The 23,909-nt window shown below is 63.7% G+C and carries 18 protein-coding genes; 7 read left to right on the top strand and 11 right to left on the bottom strand.

All coding sequences use genetic code 11. The features are described 5' to 3' along the window. Nucleotides 1-18: 18 nt before the first annotated feature. The 4 genes from hrpB (at nt 19) to nhaA (ending at nt 6,271) form a co-directional block, all read left to right on the top strand. Entirely contained in the window at nt 19-2,481 is a 2,463-nt protein-coding gene (gene hrpB, locus EN845_RS26595) for an ATP-dependent helicase HrpB (RefSeq protein ID WP_127873009.1), read from the top strand. A gap of 330 nt (nt 2,482-2,811) precedes the next feature. Continuing rightward, nucleotides 2,812-4,143, top strand: coding sequence for an ActS/PrrB/RegB family redox-sensitive histidine kinase (locus tag EN845_RS26590; RefSeq protein ID WP_127873010.1), 1,332 nt, complete (start codon nt 2,812-2,814; stop codon nt 4,141-4,143). 65 nt (nt 4,144-4,208) lie between these two features. Then, nucleotides 4,209-4,772, top strand: a complete 564-nt coding sequence (locus tag EN845_RS26585; protein WP_015314185.1) for an ActR/PrrA/RegA family redox response regulator transcription factor — start codon at nt 4,209-4,211, stop codon at nt 4,770-4,772. Nucleotides 4,773-5,077: 305 nt separating this feature from the next. Further along, nucleotides 5,078-6,271 carry a Na+/H+ antiporter NhaA gene (gene nhaA, locus EN845_RS26575; protein ID WP_127873011.1) on the top strand — a complete coding sequence of 398 codons (1,194 nt, stop codon included), beginning with the start codon at nt 5,078-5,080 and terminating at the stop codon, nt 6,269-6,271. Between the two features lie 102 nt (nt 6,272-6,373). Here the strand turns inward: nhaA and EN845_RS26570 are convergent, their stop codons facing one another. Next, complete coding sequence (locus EN845_RS26570; RefSeq protein ID WP_167531471.1) at nt 6,374-6,874, bottom strand: MmcB family DNA repair protein; 501 nt, start codon at nt 6,872-6,874, stop codon at nt 6,374-6,376. 472 nt (nt 6,875-7,346) lie between these two features. Between EN845_RS26570 and EN845_RS26565 the strand changes: the two genes are divergently transcribed. Beyond that, nucleotides 7,347-7,604 (top strand): hypothetical protein, encoded by a 258-nt coding sequence (locus EN845_RS26565; protein WP_127873013.1) that lies wholly within the window; start codon nt 7,347-7,349, stop codon nt 7,602-7,604. Nucleotides 7,605-8,792: 1,188 nt separating this feature from the next. On the opposite strand, the gene EN845_RS26555 is transcribed toward EN845_RS26565, so the two are convergent. Beyond that, nucleotides 8,793-9,263, bottom strand: coding sequence for a nucleoside deaminase (locus tag EN845_RS26555; protein WP_127873015.1), 471 nt, complete (start codon nt 9,261-9,263; stop codon nt 8,793-8,795). 155 nt (nt 9,264-9,418) lie between these two features. Next, nucleotides 9,419-9,928, bottom strand: a complete 510-nt coding sequence (gene cueR, locus EN845_RS26550) for a Cu(I)-responsive transcriptional regulator (protein WP_127873016.1) — start codon at nt 9,926-9,928, stop codon at nt 9,419-9,421. 225 nt (nt 9,929-10,153) lie between these two features. Between cueR and EN845_RS26545 the strand changes: the two genes are divergently transcribed. Further along, entirely contained in the window at nt 10,154-10,771 is a 618-nt protein-coding gene (locus tag EN845_RS26545; RefSeq protein WP_127873017.1) for a L,D-transpeptidase, read from the top strand. Between the two features lie 195 nt (nt 10,772-10,966). Here EN845_RS26545 and EN845_RS26540 read toward each other — a convergent pair whose 3' ends face one another. The 8 genes from EN845_RS26540 to EN845_RS26500 form a co-directional block, all read right to left on the bottom strand. Further along, nucleotides 10,967-11,536, bottom strand: a complete 570-nt coding sequence (locus EN845_RS26540; protein WP_027142904.1) for a NifU family protein — start codon at nt 11,534-11,536, stop codon at nt 10,967-10,969. 146 nt (nt 11,537-11,682) lie between these two features. Continuing rightward, nucleotides 11,683-12,174, bottom strand: a complete 492-nt coding sequence (locus EN845_RS26535) for a universal stress protein (RefSeq protein ID WP_010913128.1) — start codon at nt 12,172-12,174, stop codon at nt 11,683-11,685. A gap of 119 nt (nt 12,175-12,293) precedes the next feature. Continuing rightward, a complete protein-coding gene (gene trpS / locus EN845_RS26530; protein WP_127277841.1) occupies nt 12,294-13,361 on the bottom strand; it encodes a tryptophan--tRNA ligase in 1,068 nt (355 codons plus the stop codon). Between the two features lie 276 nt (nt 13,362-13,637). Next, nucleotides 13,638-15,239: a murein biosynthesis integral membrane protein MurJ gene (gene murJ / locus EN845_RS26520; RefSeq protein ID WP_127873018.1), complete on the bottom strand. Its 1,602-nt coding sequence runs from the start codon at nt 15,237-15,239 to the stop codon at nt 13,638-13,640. A gap of 46 nt (nt 15,240-15,285) precedes the next feature. Then, a complete protein-coding gene (locus EN845_RS26515) occupies nt 15,286-18,087 on the bottom strand; it encodes a [protein-PII] uridylyltransferase (protein ID WP_127277843.1) in 2,802 nt (933 codons plus the stop codon). Between the two features lie 88 nt (nt 18,088-18,175). Continuing rightward, on the bottom strand, nt 18,176-18,973 hold the full coding sequence (locus EN845_RS26510; protein WP_127873019.1) for a glycosyltransferase family 25 protein: 798 nt from the start codon (nt 18,971-18,973) through the stop codon (nt 18,176-18,178). 263 nt (nt 18,974-19,236) lie between these two features. Continuing rightward, nucleotides 19,237-20,040: a glycosyltransferase family 25 protein gene (locus tag EN845_RS26505; RefSeq protein WP_127277845.1), complete on the bottom strand. Its 804-nt coding sequence runs from the start codon at nt 20,038-20,040 to the stop codon at nt 19,237-19,239. A gap of 317 nt (nt 20,041-20,357) precedes the next feature. Beyond that, on the bottom strand, nt 20,358-21,170 hold the full coding sequence (locus EN845_RS26500) for a glycosyltransferase family 25 protein (protein ID WP_127873020.1): 813 nt from the start codon (nt 21,168-21,170) through the stop codon (nt 20,358-20,360). A gap of 202 nt (nt 21,171-21,372) precedes the next feature. Here EN845_RS26500 and EN845_RS26495 point away from each other — a divergent pair, with 202 nt between their 5' ends. Next, nucleotides 21,373-23,871, top strand: coding sequence for a heavy metal translocating P-type ATPase (locus tag EN845_RS26495; RefSeq protein ID WP_127873021.1), 2,499 nt, complete (start codon nt 21,373-21,375; stop codon nt 23,869-23,871). The last annotated feature ends 38 nt before the right edge of the window (nt 23,872-23,909 follow it).

The following is a 23,909-nucleotide window of genomic DNA, read 5'->3' as shown; positions in this document are numbered from 1 at the left end:
GGCTGATATGCGGGCCCAATGACGACCAAATCCTTGCCGGAGCTTCCAGTATCCGCCGTGCTGCCCGCGCTGAGCGAGGCGCTCTGCTCCGGCAACAGCGCCGTGCTGGTGGCGCCACCCGGTGCCGGCAAGACCACGCTGGTGCCGTTGGCGCTGCTCGACGCGCCCTGGCTGGGCACGGGCAAGATCGTGTTGCTCGAACCGCGCCGGCTGGCCGCCCGCGCCGCCGCGCGGCGCATGGCCGAATTGCTGGGCGAGGAACCGGGCGCCACGGTGGGCTACGCCATGCGGATGGAAAACCGCACCTCGGCACGGACCAAAATCCTTGTTGTCACCGAGGGCGTTCTGTCGCGGATGATTCTTGACGACCCTGAACTGCCCGGCGTTTCGGCGGTCATTTTCGACGAATTCCACGAGCGCTCGCTCGACGGCGATTTCGGTCTCTCTCTCGCCCTCGACGTGCAGGGCGCACTACGGCCGGATTTGCGTCTGCTGGTGATGTCGGCGACGCTGGACGGCGCACGGGTCGCGAAACTCCTGTCGGGCGCGCCGGTGATCGAAAGCCAGGGCCGCGCCTTCCCCGTCGATGTCAGCTATGACGAACGGCCGGCTGGCGCGGCAATCGAGGACGCCATGGCCAGGGCGATCCGAGCGGCGCTTGCCGAGGAGAGCGGCAGCGTGCTTGCCTTCCTGCCCGGCCAGCGCGAGATCGAGCGCACCGCCGAGCGGCTGTCCGGCAAGGTCGGCGCCGACACCGATATCGTCCCGCTCTATGGTCAACTCGACGGCAAGGCGCAGGACGCGGCGATTAAGCCGGCACCGGTGGGCCGCCGCAAGGTGGTGCTGGCGACCTCGATCGCCGAGACCTCGATCACCATCGACGGCGTGCGCGTCGTCATCGATTCCGGCCTGTCGCGGCTGCCGCGCTATGAACCGGCCAGCGGCCTGACACGTCTGGAGACAGTTCGCGTCAGCAAGGCTTCCGCCGACCAGCGCGCCGGCCGCGCCGGGCGCACACAGGCCGGCGTCGCCATCCGGCTGTGGCGGGCCGAGCAGACGGCGGCACTGCCCGCCTTCACGCCGCCGGAAATCCTCGAGGCGGACCTTTCCGGCCTGCTGCTCGACTGCGCCGCCTTCGGCGTCGCCGATCCAACCAGACTTGCCTTCCTCGATCCGCCGCCGGCGCCGGCGCTCAATGAAGCAAGGGCGCTGCTGCGCGCGCTCGATGCCATCGACGAGGCCGGGCGCTTGACGGAAGCGGGCGCTTCGATCCGCAAGCTCGCCTTGCCGGTGCGGCTGGCGCATATGGTCGCCGAGGCGGCCGGCAGCGGTCATGCCGGCGAGGCGGCCATGCTTGCGGTGTTGCTCACCGAACGCGGCCTTGGCGGCGACGGTGCCGATCTCGAACGGAGGCTGATGCGCTTTCGCGGCGAGAAATCGCCACGTTCCACGTCGGCGCGCCAGCTTGCCGAGCGCCTGGCCAGGCAGGTCGGCGATGCGAAGACCAGCGGAGCTGTTCACGCCGGGACCCTGCTCATCCATGCCTGGCCGGACCGCGTCGCCAAGGCGCGCGGCGAGCGCGGCCGTTTCGTGCTGGCCAATGGCTCCGGCGCCATGCTCGACGCTGCCGATCCGTTGGCGGGCGAACCCTTTCTGGTCGTCGCCGACCTCCAGGGCAAGGCGCAGAATGCCCGCATCACGGCGGCGGCGGCAATCAGCGAGGAGGATATCCGGTCAGCCCTTGGCGGCAAGATCGAAACGCGCAGGCAGACGAGTTTCGATCGCGAGCGCCGCGCCGTGCGGGTGCGCGAAACCGTGCGCCTCGGCGCCATCACACTCGCCGAACGTATGCTGCCGGCGCCGGTCGGCGCCGATGCCGACCGCGCTGTTCTTGAGGCGTTGCGCGAGCATGGGCTTTCCCTTTTGACCTGGAGCAAGGAGGCCCAGACGCTGCGCCAGCGGCTGTCCTGGCTTCACAAGGGCTTAGGCGCGCCCTGGCCAGACATGTCGGATGAAACGCTCATCGAGCGCCTCGATGACTGGCTGCTGCCGTTTCTGTCCGGTGCGGCGTCCCTGGCTGCCATCGATGCTGGTGTGATCTCGGCCGGGCTGTCGTCGCTCGTGCCGCATGACCTGCAGCGCAAGGTCGATGCGCTGGCGCCGACCCATTTCGACGTCCCGTCGGGCAGTCACGTGCCGATCCGCTATGACGGCGAATGGCCGGTTCTGGCGGTCCGCGTCCAGGAACTGTTCGGCCTCGACCGCCATCCTTCGATCGCCAACGGCACCGTGCCGTTGACACTCGAACTGTTGTCACCGGCGCATCGGCCGATCCAGACGACGCGCGACCTCCCAGGCTTCTGGCGCGGCTCCTGGGCCGATGTACGCGCCGACATGCGCGGCCGCTATCCCAAGCATGTCTGGCCGGAAAACCCGCTGTTCGCCGCCGCGACCGCCCGCGCCAAACCGCGCGGGACCTAGCCATGGGCGCTTTGGCGGGCCGCTTGGGTCAGCGGGACTTCCCTCGAAAATTTCGCGAAAGCATCAATCACTTCGTTATCCACGGGCGAAGCAAGGAGCCTAGCGACGCGGCGCAGACCCGAGGATCCATGCCGCGACTTCAAGGTGGCTACGTCGGCGCGGAATCCTGCCCAGCCGCACCAGGTCGAAGGTCACGGAATGGATCCCAGGGTCTCCGCGACGGAGCTACGCTCCTGCTCCGCCCTGGGATGACGAAGTTTTGAGGCCTCGGCCAATCCCGAATGTCCCTTTGCGCCGCTACTAGCGCTGTCCATCCCGCGGCTGTAATCCATGGCCATGATCAACATCCTGAACACGCCCGATTTCCAGCAAAGCCAGCGGCTGCGCCTCAACACGCTGATCCGGCTGCGCTGGCTTGCCATTGTCGGCCAGAGCCTGACGGTTCTTGTCGTCGCCTACGGCCTGAAATTCCCGCTGCCGGTCAGCCTGTGTTTTGCGCTGATCGCCTGTTCGGCCTGGATGAACCTGTTTCTGGCCTTCCGGTTTCCGGCCGCGCATAGGCTCACCCCGTTCGCCGCCTTCGGCATCCTGATCTTCGACAGCCTGCAGCTTGCCGGCCTGCTCTACATGACCGGTGGCCTGACCAACCCGTTCTCGCTGCTGATGACCGTGCCGGTCGTCATTTCGGCGACGTCGCTTCCCCTTCGGCTCACCGCCATCCTTGGTGGGCTGGTGATGATAGCGGCGACCTTGCTGGTCTTCCGCCATCTGCCGCTGCCCTGGCATGAGGACGCGCCGCTGGCCATGCCCTTCGTGTATGTTGCAGGCATGTGGATGGCGGTGCTGTCGTCCATCGCCTTCACCGCCATGTACGCCTTTCGGGTGGCCGCCGAGGCCCGGCTTCTGGCCAACGCCCTGGCCGCCACCGAACTGGTGCTGCAGCGCGAGCAGCATCTTTCGGCGCTCGACGGGTTGGCTGCCGCCGCCGCGCACGAACTCGGCACGCCGCTCGCCACCATCACGCTGGTCGCCAAGGAAATGGAGAAGGCGCTCGGCACCGATCCGAAATACGGGGAAGACGTGAAGCTGCTGCGCTCGCAGAGCGAGCGCTGCCGCGAAATCCTGAAACGCCTGACCAGCCTGTCGTCGGAGGGCGAGGCGCATCTGTCGCGCCTGCCGCTGACCTCGCTGGTCGAGGAGGTCACCGCGCCGCATCGCGACTTCGGCATTTCGATCAAGCTCCGCCCCGGCGACCGGACCGGGCCGGAGCCGGTCGGGCGGCGCAATCCGGGTGTCATCTACGGCCTCGGCAACCTGGTCGAGAACGCCGTCGATTTCGCCCGCAACAGCGTCACCGTGCGCTGGAGCTGGGACGAGGCGATGGTCTCCTTCTCGATCACCGATGACGGTCCCGGTTTTCCGCCCGAGATCATCGACCGCATTGGCGAGCCTTACATGTCGACACGCCAGGGTACGGAAGCTGGCGGCGGCCTCGGGCTCGGCCTGTTCATCGCCAAGACTTTGCTCGAACGGTCTGGCGCCACGCTCGATTTTCGCAATTCGAGCGGCCTCGGTGAAGGGGCGGTGGTGCGGATTTCGTGGCCGAGAACTGTCTTCCTGAACCCGCAATCGGCCCCGGCGACCATGTTTGACACTGCGTAAATTGGACAATAGCCACGCAAAACTATATCTGCGTAAAAATAAGGCAGCAGGAATTTTTTAAGACGATGACAGGCGATGAAAACAGTGGGCCCATGGTTGAAGGCGAGGACACCTCGCTTCTGATCGTCGATGACGACAAGCCGTTCCTGACCCGTCTGGCCCGTGCCATGGAAACCAGGGGTTTCGTGGTCGAGACGGCGGAGAGCGTCGAGGAGGCCGTGGGCAAGGCCCGCGCCAATCCGCCCGCCTATGCCGTGGTCGATATGCGGCTCGGCGACGGCAACGGCCTCGACGTGGTCGCCGCCATCCGCGAGAAGCGCGAGGATTCCCGCACCATCATCCTGACCGGTTACGGCAACATCGCCACCGCGGTGACCGCGGTGAAGCTCGGCGCCGTCGACTATCTGTCGAAGCCCGCCGATGCCGACGATGTCTTTGCGGCACTGACCCGCACCACCGGCGAGCGCGCCGCCCCGCCGGAAAACCCGATGTCGGCCGACCGCGTGCGCTGGGAACATATCCAGCGTGTCTACGAGATGTGCGAGCGCAACGTCTCCGAGACCGCGCGCCGGCTCAACATGCATCGCCGCACGCTGCAGCGGATCCTGGCCAAGCGCGCGCCGCGCTGAGGCGCGTCAACCGCGCGGGGCATCAGACCAATACCAGTTTACAACGCGCAGCGGAGACCGCCTATTAGATGGGTCAGTGCCGCCCCTCATTGCCCTGCCGGGCATTTCTCCCCGTATAGTGACGGGGAGAAAGCGGCCTGCCGCAACGCGGCGCCATGTTGCGACATCGGCGGTTGGCGAAATCGGCGATAACAGCGCCCCTCTCCCCGTCACTATACGGGGAGAGGATGCCGGCAGGCAGGTGAGGGGGCAGCGCGACGCTTGGACAATGAAATCCGCCGAGCAGGCGGCATGACGGAGGCGACATGCAGGATCAGAAGCAAAGGCCGGTTTCCGTCTTCCGCGAATTCCTGGACAGCGAGGCCGCCGGCGGCATCATCCTGATGGCGGCCGCGGCCCTTGCCCTGATCGTCGCCAATTCGCCGCTTGCCGAAACCTATTTCGCCGTTCTCCACGCCTATCTCGGCCCGCTCAGTGTCTCGCACTGGGTCAATGACGGGCTGATGGCGGTGTTCTTCCTGCTCGTCGGGCTGGAGATCAAGCGCGAGATGCTGGATGGCCAGCTCTCGACCTGGCCGCGCAGGGTGCTGCCTGGCATCGCTGCGGCCGGCGGCATGGTGGTGCCGGCGCTGGTCTATGTCGCCGTCAACAGCAACAATCCGGCCGCATTGTCCGGCTGGGCGATCCCGACCGCCACCGATATCGCCTTCGCGCTCGGCGTGCTGTCGCTGCTCGGCAGCCGCGTGCCGGCTTCGCTGAAGGTCTTCCTGACCGCGCTTGCCATCATCGACGACCTCGGCGCGGTCATCATCATCGCCATATTCTACACCAGCGGCCTGTCGCTGGCCTATCTCGGCGCGGCCTTCGCCGTCATCGCCGTGCTCGTCGTGCTCAACCGCATGCGGGTGATGAGCCTGGTGCCCTATCTCGTGCTTGGCGCCATCCTGTGGGTGCTGGTGCTGAAGTCGGGCGTCCATGCCACGCTGGCCGGCGTGGCACTTGCGCTCACCATTCCGCTCGAACGCTCCGCCGGGATCGGTCACGATCTCGACCATTCGCCGCTGCACCGGCTCGAGCATGGCCTGCACAAGCTGGTGGCGTTCATCGTCATCCCGATCTTCGGCTTTGCCAATGCCGGCGTTCCGCTCGCCGGCCTGAGTTTCGGCGCCCTGATCGAACCGCTGACGCTGGGTGTCGCGGCCGGTCTCGTCCTCGGCAAGCTGGTCGGCGTGTTCGGCTCCTCCGCGCTCGCCATCCGCTTCGGCCTTGCCGACCTGCCGGCCCATGCCGGCTGGGTGCACATGCTCGGCATCTCGCTGCTGTGCGGCATCGGCTTCACCATGAGCCTGTTCATCGGCCTGCTCGCCTTCGCCAGCGACGTGGCGCTGCAGGACGCGGTCAAGGTTGGCATCCTCGCGGGCTCCTTCATCGCCGCGCTGCTCGGTGCCGCGGTGCTGCTGATGGCTCCGGCTGCGCGTGGAGTGGAAGTGGAAGAGTAGAACGGGTTTTGCAGACCTCGGTTCCTCGCCCCACTTTCGTGGGGCGAGGAACCCATGTTCTGCGAGGCTGCCGCATGTGACTCTTGGCGCAATTGCCAGCCGCTACTCGCTTTCCCCCTCGAGCACCGGCACCGCGACACCCGCAAGCTCCGCCGCCAGCAGCCGCGAAGCACCGGCGCGCGCGATGCGCAGCATCAGCGCCTTGCGCGTTGCCGCCGCCATGCGGTGTTCGGGTGCGTCGCGCAGGATTTCAGCGCCATAGCCGTCGGAGAGGATGAACCCGCACTCTTCCGGAAAAATCTCCGCCGGCACACCGGGATGGGTGGCGAAGAAAAAACGGTCGGAATGTAGCCGGTAATCAGGCCATTTGCGGTCGACGCGAAAATCCTCGATCGAGGATTTGATCTCGATGATCCAGATGTCGCCCTGCCGGGTCAGCGCCACGAGGTCGGCTCGGCGGCCGGTGGCCAGCGACAGCTCAGGCAGTACATGCGCGCCCATTTGCATCAGCAACCGCTGCACGCCGCGCCGCACCAGCATGGCGCGCTCGGACTGGCGGCCGTCGATCAGAGGATTCAGGGGAATCGGGGAGATGATTGGCATGGCAGGCACCATGCCAGATTTTGTTCACGGTTTGAACCCGCCGCGATTAGGCGATTGTGTACTTTACGAACATGACCATGCCGATATAGATTGGCCCCTGTAAATAGCCAAACGGGAGGGGTTTCTAATGGCATATTACAAGTACTCGCAGTACCTCGCTCAGGAAACGGGAGCGGAGTTCGATACAATCCACCTGCCAAATACACAGACTCCTTTGTCTGGCATATACCGGTGCGAAGGCTGCGGGAAGAGTGCCACTTTCGTCAAAGGTCACAACATGCCGCCGCAGAACCACCACCAGCACACTGCTCAGCAGGGTACGGTTAGGTGGCGTCTCGTGGTGAAATCTCATTTCGTGTAGCCACTTTGAAATTACAGGCGGGATAGTCAACGCCTAGCAATTTGACCACGAAGCCAGCATCTTTATTCTCAGCATTTCCTCTTCTCCATTGAAACCGGGAGGGCACGGGCAATGACATTGGAAGAAAACCTGCAAGGGCGAATTATCGCTCTGGAGCTTTTCGTGCGGTCGCAACTAGCCAGCATAGTCCTGAAGGATGCCGATCCGGTCGGCGAACTTCAGAAGATCAAAGGGGCCATGTTGGCGGACACTGGCCATCCGGCGACTGCATATGAGGAGCGCGTAATGAACGAAGCCAGGAAAGCGCTCGCCGACACGTTTGCCGAGACCACCAAGAGGGTGAAGGCGATCGTAAGGGAACGATCGTAACGGTTTCATTGGGAACGTTCACAAAGGTGTGCATAGTGAGTTCGCCCTTCAAGTCGGGAGAAATGAGCTTTGGTTAAGGCAGGTACGCCGCGCGCTGGCACCAAGCGCAGGAAGATGTACGACCTACTTCACCGTACTAGACCGCAAGGCGCGTCGCTTGAGGAACTCAACCGTGCACTAGGTTGGAAGGCTTGGAGCTACATCAACGACACGACAGGAATCGCGAAAATGTACGGCGGCAAGCCGCACTGGAATGGCAGTGGTCCTACGCGTCGATTTTGGATCACTCAGGATTAGCGCTGCCGCTTTGCGGCTTTATCTTTCGGCTTGTGCGAGTGGGGCCGGGGGGAACATGATCCGTATAGCAATCGTAATAGCCATTGCTGGCAGCTCATCGGCGTGCACTAGCCAAGCGAATGTTCCTTATTCGAGCAAGGTAACGTGCACAAACCATACCGGATACGGTGAACTTCCCGGCGGGCAGCTTGTGCCAATGAACATTAAAGAGTGTATCCCAGACACATCCCAGAAATCCTGTCTCCAGTATCTTGACCGTCGTACGGGCAATATAGCGGTCGTGTGCACCCCGCTAACCCGCAAAGCTACCGATCCGAAAGCTCGCGCTAGGCAACTAGGAAATGGCTGAAAGATAGGGGCTTCTAGCGCGACCAAGCCCCAAACCAGCGGATGAAGGCGGCGCTACCTGGCCGTAGGGGAATGGCTACAGGAGTTGGCGCAAACTAGCCTTTTCCGGCTTCGCGCTTACGGCGCACCAATTCCTTTATCTGTTCCTGGGTCATCTTCAGATAATCGCCTAATCGCCGGCGATTAGCTGGTTCACAAACGGAGGATATCCGGTTGCCAAACCCAAAGCGAGATTGGAATACATTCAGGACAGGCCGGCAACCTGGCAAACCCGCTTCAGGCGGAGGAAATTGACCGGCTGACCGGGCGCGGCTCGGCGGTTTGAGGGACAATAATAAGGGCACGACCGCCGAGCCTGACTGGCGGCGGCAAATTTGGGGATTTGGGAGTTCGCCGTCAGCTTTGACCAGAATAGCGCAGCGTCGGCGGAGTGGCGTCATTCGAACGCAGGGCGGGCGGGCGTTTCCGCTCCAGTATAGGGAGTGGTCAACTTGCGCGTGTATTCCGTTCGCTCTATCCGCCCTTTGCGGGCGCAATGAACCCCTACCGCTGCCAGAAGCCACGGTGCACCGAGACCAGTTCGTCCGCAATTTCGGGGAAGGGGCCGTGGACCTCGATCTTCTTCTGTCCAGAGCCGAGCACAATGCGCGAGGACAGGCTCATCGTCGGGTTTTCGGGATGGTCGCCAGTCAGCGCGAGGAGTTCGGTTTCCTCGAAGCCGTAGACCAGCCGGCCGATATTTGCCCAGTAGAGCGTTCCGGTGCACATCGCACAGGGCTCGCCGGTCGAGACCAGCGTGCATGTCCAGAGAAACTCCGGCGAATAGGCTGCCGCCGCGCGCCGGGCAAGTTCGGTCTCGGCATGATGCACGGTGTCGATATTGCCTTGGCGCATGAGGATCGCGTCATCGGGGCCGACCAGAACAGCACCGAACGGATGGTGGCCGTGCGCGGCAGCCTCGCGAGCGACCGCATCGGCGGCGCGAAGGTGGGCGAGCATCTGGTCGCGGGTCATGCGGTCTCTCCGATCACCGGGGTCACCGGTCAGTGGGACAGCTGCAGTGCTTATATCCTACGCTCATATTAGAACGTGCAATATACCACACGAACCAATGCTGACAGCAAGGTCGCTCGCACCGCCAACAACCACGGCGGAATCCAGCCAATCGGTCATGAGGCGGGACCAGGCTTTGAGGATCTCGGCCTATCCGGCTTGTCGCCCGTCGCACCCTGGCGTTGACCACCGTCTTCAATACGCTGTCCATCGATCCTGCGCTGGGGTTTGTCGCTGACTAACGCCCCCGCCATATCATCCAGGATCGGGCAGTCCGGCCGCTCGTCGCCATGGCAGGCGTGGACGAGCTTCTGCAGTGTCGAGCGCATCGATTGCAATTCGCGCACTTTCTCCTCGATGGCCGTGACATGGGCGGCGGCGATCGCGCGCACGTCGTGGCTGGCGCGGCCGCGATCCTTGTAGAGCGCCATCAACTGGCGGCAATCGTCTATGGAAAAGCCGAGATTGCGCGCGCGGCGCAGGAAGGCCAGCCGGTGGATGTCGTCGCCCGAATAATCGCGGTAGCCATTGGCGGCGCGCGCGGGCGCGATCAGGCCGATCTCCTCGTAGTAACGGATGGTCTTGGCCGGCAGGCCTGAGCGGTGGGCGGCGTCGCCGACATTCATGGCGGGTCCTCGATTTTGCGGGGCCTGTGATTCAGGCCTCATTGAATTTCCTTCACAATCCGGTGAAGTATGTTGCCGAAATGCCATAGTGATACGCATACCAGCACGTAAGTCCCCGCATATAGGCATCGTGTGCTTGGCAAGCAAAGCAAATGCCAGCATGAATGATGGCAAGAAAGCGGCCGACTCGTGCCGCTCTGGTTCAGGCGGGGCACCGATCACCACATGCGCATGAAGTCGCTTGCAATAATTGCCGCATTGGCGCTGTCCACCGCTATTGCCGGTTGCAGCACCATCGGCGGGCAGATCTTTTCCAACGACTATGGCGCGGTGACCGATGCCGGCTACCAGCTGCCGCGCATCCCGATCGAGAAGGTTCCCTCGAAGTACCATCGCCAGGAAGTCAGCTACGACACCAAGGAAAAGCCGGGCACCATCATCGTCGATACGCAGAACAAGTTTCTGTACTTCGTCGAGGGTGACGGCCGGGCCATCCGCTACGGCATCGGCGTCGGCCGCGAGGGCTTCGAATGGCACGGCACCGCCCATATCGCCATCAAGCGCGAATGGCCGACCTGGACGCCGCCCTCGCAGATGATCAAGCGCCAGCCCGAGCTCGCCAAGTTCGCCGGCGGCATGGATCCTGGCCTGAAGAACCCGCTCGGCGCGCGCGCCATGTACCTGTTCAACAAGGGCGGCGACATGGGCTACCGCCTGCACGGCAGCCCGGAATGGAACTCGATCGGCAAGGCGATGTCGTCGGGCTGCATCCGGCTGATGAACCAGGATGTCATCGACCTCTATGATCGCGCCGAGGTCGGCGCCAAGGTCATCGTTCTTTAGGCCATGATGCCGGGAAGCCTGTCCGCTTTTTCGGCATATCGTGGTTAAATTGGAAGTCACCTTTCATACGCGGACCGTCTAGGCAACAACGGACGTCCCAAACAGAAAACCGGGCAATTCGGCCCGGTTTTCTGTTGTTCGCGGATAGGATGTTTCAGGCCGCGCTCGCAGATCGACGGCGGCGCGGAAGAAGAATCAGGAAACCTGCTCGACCTGCTGCACTTCCGGTACGAAATGGCGAAGCAGGTTCTGGATGCCGTGCTTCAAGGTCGCCGTCGACGACGGGCAACCGGCGCAGGCACCTTTCATGTGCAGGAACACGGTGCCGTTCTCGAAGCCACGGAAGGTGATGTCGCCGCCGTCCTGGGCGACCGCCGGGCGCACGCGCGTGTCGAGCAACTCCTTGATGGTGATGACGAGCTCCTCGTCGGCCTTGTCGTAGAATTCGCCCGTCTGGCTGGTCTCGGCGGCGGGGCCGGCCTTGGCCATGACAGGCGCGCCGGACATGAAATGCTCCATGATGGCGCCGAGGATCGCCGGCTTCAGGTGCTGCCAGTCCGGACCGTCCTTCGACACGGTGATGAAATCATAGCCGAAGAACACGCCGGTGACGCCAGGGATTTCGAACAGCCGCCCAGCCAGCGGCGAGGCCGTCGCCGCACTGTCAGCATCGCGGAAATCGGCGGTGCCTTCGAGCAGCACTTCCTTGCCAGGCAGGAACTTCAACGTTGCGGGATTGGGCGTCGACTCGGTCTGAATGAACATGGCCGTCTCCATGCCCGTTTTGGGCAACTAGTTTGGAATAGTTCTAAATAGGCTCTATCGGCGGGACATTCAAGCGAAACGCATCGCCGGAACGGCCGGCCGGCGGAATGTTTTTGCTGGCTGGGGAGATGAATCCCGGGCGGGCCTCAGGCGAGGCTGTCGATTTCCTCATCCGACAGATTCTGCGGTACAACGGTGACCGGAATGGGGAAAGCGGCACCCTTGCCGGCCACGGCACCGACCAGCGGGCCCGGCCCTTCCTTGCCGGCGCCGGCCGCCAGCACGAGAATGGCGATGTCCTGGTCTTCCTCGATCAGCTTGTGGATCTCTTCGGTCGGCTTGCCTTCGCGCACGACCATCTCCGGTTCGATGCCGAGCTTCTGGCGCACCTTGTTGGCGTAGCCGTCCAGCGCCGCGCGCGCCGTGGCGTTCGCCTCCTCGCGCATGATCTTCTCGACGCCCAGCCAGTGCTGGAAGTCGTCCGGCACGATGACATAGAGCAGCACCAGCGTGCCGCTGGTGCTCTGCGCCCGCTTCGAAGCGTAGGCGACGGCGCGTTCGCATTCCGGCGTGTCATCGATGATCGTCAGGAATTTCCTGCGATGACCGGCTTCGCGGCTGAGGCGTTTGGAGACCATGTCTATCTACTCGGTATCTTTTCGGCCGCAATCTGCCACCGCGGCAGGCCGGCGGCAAGCCGCCGGCCATAGGCCAGTATGTCTTGGGCCGGTACGAGGCGGCGCATTGACGATCGGGCTCAGCCCTGCAGCAGCCCGATAATGTCGCGCACCGTCTTCATAGTCGTCTCGGCGAGCACGCCGGCGCGTTCGCCGCCATCCCGGAGCACCGCGTCGACATAGGCGCGGTCGCCCTGGATGCGGCGCATCTCGCTGGCGATCGGCGCCAGTTTCTCCACCGCGAGATCGGCCAGCGCCGGCTTGAACACGGAGAATTGCTGGCCGCCGAATTGCTTCAGCACATCGGCCTTCGACATTTCCGCGAGGCCCGCATAGATGCCGACCAGGTTCTCCGCCTCGGGCCGGCTTTCCAGTCCGTCGACCTCGCTCGGCAAGGCCTCCGGGTCGGTCTTGGCCTTGCGGATCTTCTTCGAGATGGTGTCGGCATCGTCGGTCAGGTTGATGCGCGACAGATCCGATGGGTCCGACTTCGACATTTTCTTCGACCCGTCGCGCAGGCTCATGATGCGCGCCGCCGGGCCGCCGATGACCGGTTCGGTGATCGGGAAGAAGCCGTTCACCGTCTCCTCGCCGACCTGCATCTCGACGCCGACACCAAGACCGGCGATGCGGTTGGAGAAATCGTTGTTGAATTTCTGGGCGATGTCGCGGGTCAATTCCAGGTGCTGCTTCTGGTCCTCGCCCACCGGCACATGGGTGGCGCGATAAAGCAGGATGTCGGCCGCCATCAGCGAGGGATAGGCGAGCAGGCCCAGCGAGGCGTTCTCGCGGTCCTTGCCGGCCTTGTCCTTGAACTGCGTCATCTTGTTCATCCAGCCGATGCGCGCGACGCAATTGAAGATCCAGGCAAGCTCTGCATGCTGCATCACCCGCGACTGGTTGAAGACGATGTGCTTCTTCGGGTCGATGCCGGAGGCCAGGAACGCCGCGGTGATTGACCGCGTCTGGTCGGCAAGGTCGTCATGGACGAGTTGTGCGGTCAGCGAATGCAGGTCGACGACGCAGTAGATGCAGTCCGACGTATCCTGCAGGGCGACGAATTTCTTGATGGCCCCGAGATAGTTGCCGAGATGCAGATTGCCGGTCGGCTGGACGCCGGAGAAGACGAGTGGCTTGAAGGCGGACATGGATTTCCTCGTGGCTTGTGGAGGGCCGTTTCGCACGCGGCGAAAGTCTTTCGACGGCGCGCTTATGAACGAAGGGGCGGACGGGATCAAGAGGCGGAAGTTGGGCCGCTGGGCGGATGACTTCGTCCTGACAGGTTCGCGCCGCCCCTCATTGTCCTGCCGGACATTTCTCCCCGTATAGTGACGGGGAGAAAAAGCGCCGTAGCCCGCTCAGCCTCTTTCTCCCCGTTCTACGGGGAGAAATGCCCGGCAGGGCAATGAGGGGCGGCGCAGACACTATAAATCCTGGGACGGGTCCTTGACCGCCGCCTTGCCTGAGCCACGTTTCACATTCCTGCGGATCATGCCGAAATCGGCGCCGCCCGTGGCGAACGCCGTGACGAAATAGAGCGTCGCCCCGCCGGCCACCAGCGCCAGCACGGTCGTTGCCTTGATCACCAGCGGCGAGCCCGGTCCGAGCCTGACGGCGAAATAATGCTCGGCGAAATAGAGGGCGACCCCCATTACCACCGCTGACAGCACGAGGCGCGGAATGCGTTTCAAGAGCGGAACGTCGCGACCCCAATGGCCGCGCCGGATCAGCACGGCAAGCAGCATCAGCGCGTTGACCCAGCCGGCGACGGCCGACGCCACGGCGATGCCAGGCGCGCCCATCCTCGGGAACAGCGTCAGCGCGGTGGCGACGTTCACCGCCACGGAGATTGCGGCGAAGATCATCGGCGTGCGCGTGTCCTCGCGGGCGAAATAGCCTGGGGTGAAGGCCTTGATCAGGACGAAGGCCGGCAGGCCGAGACCGAAGATCGCAAGGATCGCCGCCACGACAGGGGTCGAATGGTTGGCGGCGAAGGCGCCGCGCTCGTAGACCAGCCGCACGATCGGCTCCGACATCACCCACAGCGCCGCCGCCGCAGGCAAGGTCATGAAAAGGGTGAATTCGACGGAGCGGTTCTGCAGATTGGCAGCCTCGATCAGGTTGCCCGACTTCAGCGCCCGCGACAGCTCGGGCAGCAGCACGATCGCCACCGCGACGCCGACGACACCGAGCGGCAGCTGGTAGACGCGGTCGGCATAGGCCAGCGAGGAGACGGCACTGTCCTGCGCCGAGGCGATGGCCGTGCCGATCAGCTGGTTGATCTGGGTGATGCCGCCGGTGATCGCCGCCGGCAGCGCCAGGATCAGGAGCCGTTTCACGTTCGGCGTCATCTTCGGCCGGCGGAAGCCGATCGAGATGCCGGCATTGCGCACCGCCACCCAGACGATGGCGAGTTGCACCATGCCCGCCGCCAGTACGCCCCAGGACAGGGCGAAGCCGACAGCATGTGCATCAAGCCCATGGTACCACGCGTAGCCAAGCACGCTGATCAGGATGATGTTGAGGAAAGCCGGCGCGATCGCCGCCGCGAAATAGCGGCGCAGCGAGTTCAGCATCCCCGCCATCATGGCGGCGAGCGACATGCAGATGAGATAGGGGAACATGATCGTCGCAAGCGTGACGGTCGTCTCGAACTTGCCCGGCGTGTCGGCGAAGCCCGGCGCCACCAGGTAGCGCACGATCAGCGGCATCGCCAGTTCCATGGCGATGGTCAGCACCAAGAGCGCCGAGAACAGGACCCCGAACACTTCTTCCGAGAAACGCTTGGCGCCGTCGGTGCCGTGCGTCTCGATTTCCTTGGCGAACAGCGGCACGAAGGCGGCGTTGAAGGCGCCCTCGGCGAACAGCCGGCGAAACGTGTTGGGGAACTGGAAGGCGGCGTTGAAGGCGTCCGCGACCGGTCCGGTGCCCAGAGCGGCTGCCATCAGCATCTCGCGGCCGAAACCGAGCGCACGGCTCATCAACGTGCCGGAAGCGACGGTAGCGAATTTCTTGACGAGACTCATGCGTTCGCAGACTGCCTGTGGGAATGGAAGAAGGAGATGATGGCCGTCACTCGGCGGCTGCCCTGGCCTTGCCGCCGCGTTCGAGTGCCGCGCCTTCGAGCGTCGCTATCAATCTGTTGCGAATGGTGGCGATGCGGGCCGGGCTGTCGATCTTCTGGCCGGTGAGGTCGGTGACATAGAAGGTGTCGATGACCTTCTCGCCGAAAGTGGTGATGTGCGCCGAGGCGATGTCGAGCGACAGGTCGGACAGCGTCCCGGTGATTTCCGACAGCAGGCCGGGCCGGTCGAGCCCCTCGACCTCGATGACCGAAAACCGGTTCGACAACGCGTTGCGGATTTCGGCGCGCGGCGGGATCTTGAACACCTTGGATCCGCGCCTTGGCTTGGTCCGTTTCTCGATCATTTCCGGCAGCCAGCTCTTGCCCGACAGCACGTCCTCGATCAGCTTGCCGACGCGCTCGGCGCGCCGGCGCTCGTCCTCGTCGCGGTCGAACTCCCTCGATATCAGGATCGTGTCCAGCGCGCGGCCGTCCGACGTGGTGAAGATCTGCGCGTCGACGATGTTGCCGCCGGCGCCGGCGCATGCCCCGGCAATGACCGAGAGAAGACGGGGATGGTCCTGCGCCAGCACGGTGATTTCGGTCACCGCCTCGAACTGGTGGGTCTTGACCATGGTGGCGAGCTTGTTGCCCGCCGCGTCCGCCTCGCGGATGAATTCGGCGTGGCGAAGCTGGTCCGGCAGGTCCACGGTCAGCAGGTAGTTTTCATAATGCAGTCCGACATAGCGCTTGCGCGCCTTGTCGGGCCAGTCGGCGAGCGCCTCCGCCAGGCGTTCGCGCGCGGCCGCCGTGCGCTGGGCGCGCGAGACTTCCGAAAAGCCGCCGGTCAGCAGCAGTTCGGTCTCGTAGTAGAGCGTACGCAGCAACTGGCCCTTCCAGCCGTTCCACACGCCCGGTCCGACGCCCCGGATGTCGCAGACGGTTAGGATCAACAGCATCTTCAGCCGCTCGACCGACTGCACGATCGAGGCGAAGTCCTCGATCGTCTTGCGATCGTTGAGGTCGCGGGTCTGCGCCGTCATCGACATGACGAGGTGGTTCTCGACCAGCCAGGCGACGGTTTCCGTATCGGCCGGCGAAAGCCCCATATGCGGGCAGATCCGCCTTGCGATCCTGGCGCCGGCCTCGGAATGGTCTTCAGGCCTGCCCTTGGCGATGTCGTGCAGCAGCACGGCGACATAAAGCGCCTCGCGGCTCTTCTTCAGGCCCGGCATCAGCGAATGCGACAGCGGATGCACCTTCTCGCCATCGCCGCGCTCGATCTCGGCCAGCACGCCGATGCAGCGGATCAGGTGCTCGTCGACCGTGTAGTGGTGGTACATCGAGAACTGCATCATGGCGACGATCTTGCCGAAATCCGGGATCAGCCGGCCCAGCAGCCCCGCCTCGTTCATGCGCCGCAGGTTGAGTTCGGCGTTGCGGTCCGAGGTCAATATGTCGAGAAACAGCCGGTTGGCTTCCTCGTCGCGCCTGAGCGACTTGTTGACCAGGCCGAGCGAACGGGTGAGCAGTTTCAGCGCATCGGGATGGAATTCCAGCCCGTGCTTGTCGGCGAACCAGAACAGCCTGAGAAGATTGACCGGATCGCGCTCGAACACCTGGTCGTCGGCGATGTTGATGCGATGGTTGTCGACGATGAAGTCTGACGTCCCGGCCAGCTTGCGCTTGCGGCGCTGGAAGGTCAGGAAGATGCGGTTGAAGCCGGGAACGTGCTTGGCCTGCTCCTCTTCCAGCGCGGCGCAGAAGATGCGGGTCAGGTCGCCGACATCCTTGGCAACGAGGAAATAGTGCTTCATGAAGCGTTCGACCGCCGACAGGCCGGGATGGGTCGTATAGCCGAGCCGTTCGGCGATCTCGCGCTGGATGTCGAAATGCAGCCGCTCCTCGGCCTTCCCGGTGAGGAAATGCATGTGGCAGCGCACCGCCCACAGGAAATCCTCGGCCTTCTGGAACTCGCGATACTCGGCCTCGGTGAAGACGCCTTTCTCGACCAGTTCCTCGCCGGTGCGCACGCGGTAAAAATACTTGCCGATCCAGAACAGCGTCTGCAGATCGCGCAACCCACCCTTGCCGTCCTTGACGTTGGGCTCGACCAGATAGCGGCTTTCGCCGGCCTTGGCATGGCGCTCGTCGCGTTCGGCGAGCTTGGCCTGCACATATTCCGGGCCGGTCGTGCGCACCACCTCGTGGTCGAAGCGCAGCATCAGCTCATCATAGAGCTTGCGTTCGCCCCACAGGAATCGCGCCTCCAGGATCGAGGTGCGGATGGTGATGTCGGTGCGCGACAGCCTGAGGCACTCATCGATGTTGCGGGTGGCATGGCCGACCTTCAGCCCCATGTCCCACAGCATGTAGAGCATGTACTCGACCGTTTGTTCGCCCCACGGCGTCTGCTTGTAGGGCAGCAGGAACAACAGGTCGATGTCGGATCCCGGCGCCAGCGTGCCGCGGCCATAGCCGCCGACGGCAACGACCGCCATGCGTTCGGCCGAGGACCGGTTCTTCACCCGGTAGACATGCGTCGCGGCAAAATCGTAGAGCGCCCGGATCAGCTCGTCCATCAGGTGCGACAGCCGTTCGGCGCAGGCGTTGCCGCCGCCATCTTGCATCAGCATGGCCTCGGCTGTCTTGCGGCCCTCGGCGAGGCGCCCCTTGAGAAGCTGAAGAACGGCGGCACGGATGGCCTGGCTGGAACCGTCGCCGGCGCTGGCCGCGGTCAGCGCCGTCATCTCGCGGCGCAAAGCGTCGCCGTCGATCAGTTCATCGAGCTTCAGGGAGATTTTCGCCATGGATACCGGTTGGCCTTGCCTTTTGGGCGGCGTCTATAGCGTGTTTTCTCGGCGCTGGGTATGGCCTGCTGTCAATCCGGCAAACGCTCTAGTCGTTTGCCTCGACTGGAGCGAGCGGGACGACAATCCGCCGCCGCAGCTTAAAGAAATCGGTGATCCGCCGCGCTGCCCGCCCGGCTTCCCTGCTGATTCTCGCGGTTGTCGGCTTCCTGTGCTTTGTCATAAGTCCACTCGCGGTCCGCGCGGCATCCCGTTCCGGGGCAAGCAGGCTTGGCAGCCCGTCGCCAATGAACTGGTCCTGCGCGCAGAGCGCTGGAACGAGTTGGTAGACGGTTTTGCCGGCTGAAATGGTGGGGTCGAAGATGAGATCATCGACAGCTATGTTGACCTGCGCCGTTGCTTCCAGGAAGTCGCATGCGGTTTGCCGCGAGAGGAGATAACCCCCGGCCCCGGGATGGCCCTTGCGGAGCCGGACCACGGAAAAACCGTTCCTGGCGGAAGTCCTTCTCCTTTGAATGACAGTTCTGGAAAAGAACGTCTCGAGCTTCACCACGTCCGCGTCTGCTGGCACCCAACTCGTATCGCCAAGCAATGCACCGGCTTTGCCAGAGAAGACCATGTCGTCCTCGAACACAACACCGTACGGGGCGTCGCCCTTGGCAATGATCGTCCAGCAGGCGCGATGGCTGTGCAGGCAGGCGATCTCGCTGCCGGAAAGAGGCCGGATGGCGTGTATCGCGTGCTGCGGCTGCAGCACCAGGTCGGGATGTTGCCTGGCATCGATCCCGGCGACTCGCTCAAACCCGATGCCGATGCGGGCAAATTCGGCGGTCATATGGGCAAGCCGCTCGGGAGAACGATCGAGATTGATGACAAGGCACTTCATATCGGACGCAGGCTTTACCTTCAGCGGATCGCCAGAGCCGTCTAGCACGTGAAGGTCTAGGGATTGCTGATCATTTCTGGGGCTAATTTGCGGTGCGACGAAATGAGCGCGGCTAAAACAGGGCGTGAGCCTTCATTCGAAGCAGCGTCAGAGATCAATCCTGGCGAGCTTCAGCAGGAATTTCGACACGGGCACCGAAAGGCCTGCCTCAAGCCTGCTTTCGCGGCGTGGGCACGGGCACGCCGGCGGTAGCGGCAAGAGATCTAACGTCCGGCTTCGGGCGGATCGAGCGGGATAACCGCGTGTCGCCGCAACTGGCAGTAGTCGAGGATCCACTCGGCGACCCGCCTGGTCTCCACCGCTACCTTTTTCGACAATGGCCTTCGGCGTTTTTCGGCCTGCCCGCTCGCGGTCCACTCGGCTTGCCGTTCCTGATGGAGCAGGCTTGGCAATCTGTTGCGCAGGAACTGGTCCTGCGCGCAGAGCGCGGGAACAAGCTGGTAGATCGTCTTGCCTGCTGCCGTTGCGAATGCGGGGTCGAAGATGAGGCTGTCCACCGCCACGTTGACCTCCGCGCTTGCCCGCAGAAGGGCGCGGGCCGCTTGCCTGGAAAGCAGGTAGCCTCCGGATCCTATGTGGTTCTTGCGCAGCCTGGACACGGAAAATCCCGGGCCGACGGAGATGCCGGCCCGATGGATGACCGTTCTGTGGAAGAATGTCTCCAGCTTGACGATATCGGCGTCGGCCGGAACCCAGCCCGTATCGGCAAGCAGCACACCGGCTTTCGCGGAAAACACAATGTCGTCCTCGAACACGGCGCCGTAGGGCGCGTCGTCCCGCGCAATGATGGTCCAGCAGGCGCGGTGACTGTGCAGGCAAGCGATCTCGCTGCCGAATAGGCGTCGCTCGGCGTACCGGGCATGCTGGGGTTGCAGCACCAGGTCGGGATGTTGTCTTGCATCGACCGCCGCGACGCGCTCGAACGCGATGCCGATGCGGGCAAACTCGGCGGTGATATGGGCAAGTCGATCCGGGGATCGATCAAGATTGATGACCAGGTACTTCATTTTCGGATAAAATCTATACTTCCAGGAGACTGTCGCCGCCCTCTAGCACAGATGGTGCCCGGTCGCATGATTATTTCGTCAGGAATCCCGAAGGTGCAATGCAACGAGCAGCGACGAAGCGGCTCTTGAGCTTCCGGTTACTAGATCGATGACCCGTTTCTGGACGCAGGACAGGGTTTCTATTTCGCGACATCGGACGCGAAACGGAATTCGATTCGGTTGCTCGACAGCATCTTGGCGAGCTGGGTGGAGCTGCCCTGTGGCGGCATTTACGCCCGGTTTCGGCGGCGCTGTGAGTGGGTCCCGGAGAAGCCTGCTTAATCCCTTGGCCCCGGCGAAGCGAGAGGGATGACGGTCCGTCGCCGCAACTTGCAGAAATCGACGATCCATTCCACGACCCGCCCGATCTCGATCCTGATCTTCTCGGTCATCGGCCGCCGGCGTTTTGTCATCAAGCCGCTGGCAAGCCATTTGGATTCGCGTCCGTGGTCGAGCAGGCTTGGCATCCCCAGCGCCCTGTCGCCGAGGACTTGATCCTGTGCGCACAGTGCCGGGACAAGTTGGTAGATCGCGTTGCTCGACCATGTCGCGAACGCCGGGTTGAAGATCAGGTCATCGGCGGTCAGGTTGATCCTTTCGGTCGCTTCGAGAAGATCGCGCGCGGCCTGCCTGGAGATGATGTAGCCCCCGGTTCCCGGATGGAACTTGCAGAGCCTTGACACGGAAAAACCATGACCGGCGGAAATCCTCATCCGCTGGATTATGGTCTTGCTGAAGTACGTCTCCAGCTTGACGATGTCGGCGTCGGCCGGGATCCAGCCGCAGTCGGCAAGCAGGCAGCTGGCATTCGCGGAAAAGACCACGTCGTCCTCGAAGATGGCGCCGTAGCGCGCCTCGTCCCGCGCCAGGATCGACCAGCAGGCACGATGGCTGTGCAGGCAGGCGATTTCGCTGCTCGATAGTTGCCGGGGTCCATACATTGGATGCTGAGGTTGCTGTTCGAGTTCGGGATGGCTGTATCCGTCAACCGCCACGACGCGCTCGAACGCGACGCCGATACGGCCGAATTCTGCTCTCATATGGGCAAGTCGGTCCGAGGACCGATCGAGGTTTATGACCAGGCACTTCATTGTCGACCGAAATCTAGCGAGATGAACGTGATGCGGCGAGTAATATTAGCAAGCAAAGTTTTAGCACGAGATGGACCTTTATGCAGGGGGTGTTCGATCGATTTCACGGCGCCCGAATCGGAAAATCAAAACAGCCCTTGACCTTCCAGTTACTGGAAGCACTACCTCGACCTCGAAGCAGTGACATCAAGGCATTTTCGAAATGACGCATTCAGATCACCATCATCATACGCATGGCGGCTGCTGCGCGCCCAAAGGCGCCGCCGCGAATGCGGTTCCGCTCGACCCGGTCTGCGGCATGATCGTGGATCCGGCCGCCGGCAAGCCGACATCAGAGCATGGCGGCCGCCTCTATCATTTCTGCAGCGAGCGCTGCCGTTCGAAGTTCCAGTCCGAGCCGGAAAGCTACCTGACGGCCACCGACCCTGTCTGCGGCATGAGCGTCGACCGCTCGACGGCGAAACATTTCGTCCGCCATGAAGGCCAAGGTTTCTACTTCTGTTCCGCCGGCTGCAAGGCGAAATTCGAGGCGGCGCCACAGACCTATCTCGGCGACAGGCCGGCACCGGCGCCGATGCCCAAGGGCACGCAATACACCTGTCCCATGCATCCCGAGATCATCCGTGACAAGCCCGGCTCCTGCCCGATCTGCGGCATGGCCCTCGAGCCCATGGGCGTGCCGACAGGCGATGAAGGGCCAAATCCCGAACTGGTCGATTTCACGAGGCGGCTCTGGGTGAGCGCGGTGCTGTCGGTCCCGCTGCTGGTCGTCGCCATGGCGCCGATGGTCGGCCTGTCGCTGGAGGGCTTGGTCGAGGATCGCGCAAAAGTCTGGATCGAACTGGTCCTGGCGAGCCCGGTGGTGCTCTGGGCTGCCTTCCCGTTTTTCCATCGCGGCTGGGACTCGATCCTCAACCGCAGCCCCAACATGTGGACGCTGATCTCGCTCGGTGTCGGCGCCGCCTATCTCTACAGCGTCGTCGCCACGCTCTTCCCGGACATCTTTCCGCACCAGTTCCGCGGCCATGGCGGTACGGTGCCGGTCTATTTCGAGGCAGCCGCCGTCATCGTCGCGCTGGTCTTCCTCGGCCAGGTACTGGAACTGCGCGCCCGCGAAAAGACCGGATCGGCGATCCGCGCCCTTCTTGATCTCGCGCCGAAGACCGCGCGGCGGATCGCAGACGACGGCGGCGAGACCGATGTAGCGCTGGACGAGGTCAAGGCCGGCGATCGCCTTCGCATCCGTCCCGGCGATGCTGTCCCGGTCGACGGCACGGTGCTGGAAGGCCGCTCCTCCATCGATGAATCGATGATCACGGGCGAACCCTTGCCGGTCGAGAAGGCCGAAGGCGACGCCTTGACCGGCGGCACGCTCAACAAGAACGGCTCGCTGATCATGCGCGCCGAGCGGATCGGCGCCGAGACGACGCTGTCGCGCATCGTCGAACTCGTCGCCAAGGCACAGCGCTCGCGCGCCCCGATCCAGGGCCTGGCCGACCGCGTTTCCTTCTACTTTGTCCCGGCCGTCGTCCTGGTCGCCGTCGCCGCGTTCATCGCCTGGGCGATCTTCGGCCCCGAGCCCAGTCTGATCTTTGCCATCGTCTCGGCGGTTTCGGTGCTGATCATCGCTTGTCCCTGTGCGCTGGGCCTCGCCACGCCGATGTCGATCATGACCGCCACCGGGCGCGGCGCGCATGCCGGTGTGCTGATAAAGGAAGCCGCCGCGCTCGAACGCTTCGCCGCCGTCGACACGTTGATCGTCGACAAGACCGGCACGCTGACCGAGGGCCGGCCGAAACTGACCGACGTCGTCGCGGCCGCGGGCTTTTCCGAGGACGAATTGCTGGTGTACGCCGCGACCCTGGAAAAGGGGTCGGAGCATCCGCTGGCCGAGGCCATCGTCGATGGGGCGGGCCAGCGCGGCGTGAAGATCGCCGAGGCCAGCAGCTTCGAGGCGGTTACCGGCAAGGGCGTTTCCGGCACGGTGTCGGGCAAGAAGGTCGCGCTCGGCAATGCCGCGATGATGGCCGATCTCGCCATCGACGTTTCCGCAATCCTGGGCCGCGTGGAAGCATTGCAGGGCGATGGCAAGACGGCGATGTTCGTCGCTGTCGACGGCAAGCTGGCCGGCATCGTCGCCGTCGCCGATCCGGTCAAGGCGACCACGGCGGAGGCGATCAGGGCGCTGCATGACAGTGGGCTGAGGATCATCATGGCGACCGGCGACAATGAGCGCACGGCCAAGGCGATCGCCGGACGTCTCGGCATCGACGAGGTTCGGGCAGGTCTATTGCCGGAACAGAAGGCAGCGCTCGTCGACGAACTGCGCGGCAGGGGTGCCGGCGTCGCCATGGCCGGCGACGGCGTCAACGATGCGCCGGCGCTTGCCGCCGCCGATGTCGGCATCGCCATGGGAACAGGCGCCGATGTCGCCGTCGAAAGCGCTGGCATCACCTTGGTCAAGGGCGACCTCAACGGCATCGTCCGCGCCCGCACCCTGGCCCAGGCGACCATCGGCAACATCCGGCAGAACCTGTTCTTCGCCTTCCTCTACAATGTGCTTGGCGTGCCGGTCGCGGCCGGCGTGCTCTATCCGCTCACCGGCACGCTTCTGTCGCCGATGCTGGCGGCGGCGGCGATGAGCCTGTCCTCCGTCTCGGTGATCGCGAACGCATTGCGGCTCAGAACGTTGAAACTCTGAGATTAACCCCCAGATACGAAATCCAACCAACAGGAGAC

It is taken from the genome of Mesorhizobium sp. M8A.F.Ca.ET.202.01.1.1, from assembly GCF_004791595.1.
GTDB lineage: Bacteria > Pseudomonadota > Alphaproteobacteria > Rhizobiales > Rhizobiaceae > Mesorhizobium.
Note: the sequence above shows the minus strand (reverse complement) of the source record. Positions and strands in the feature narration are given on the sequence as shown.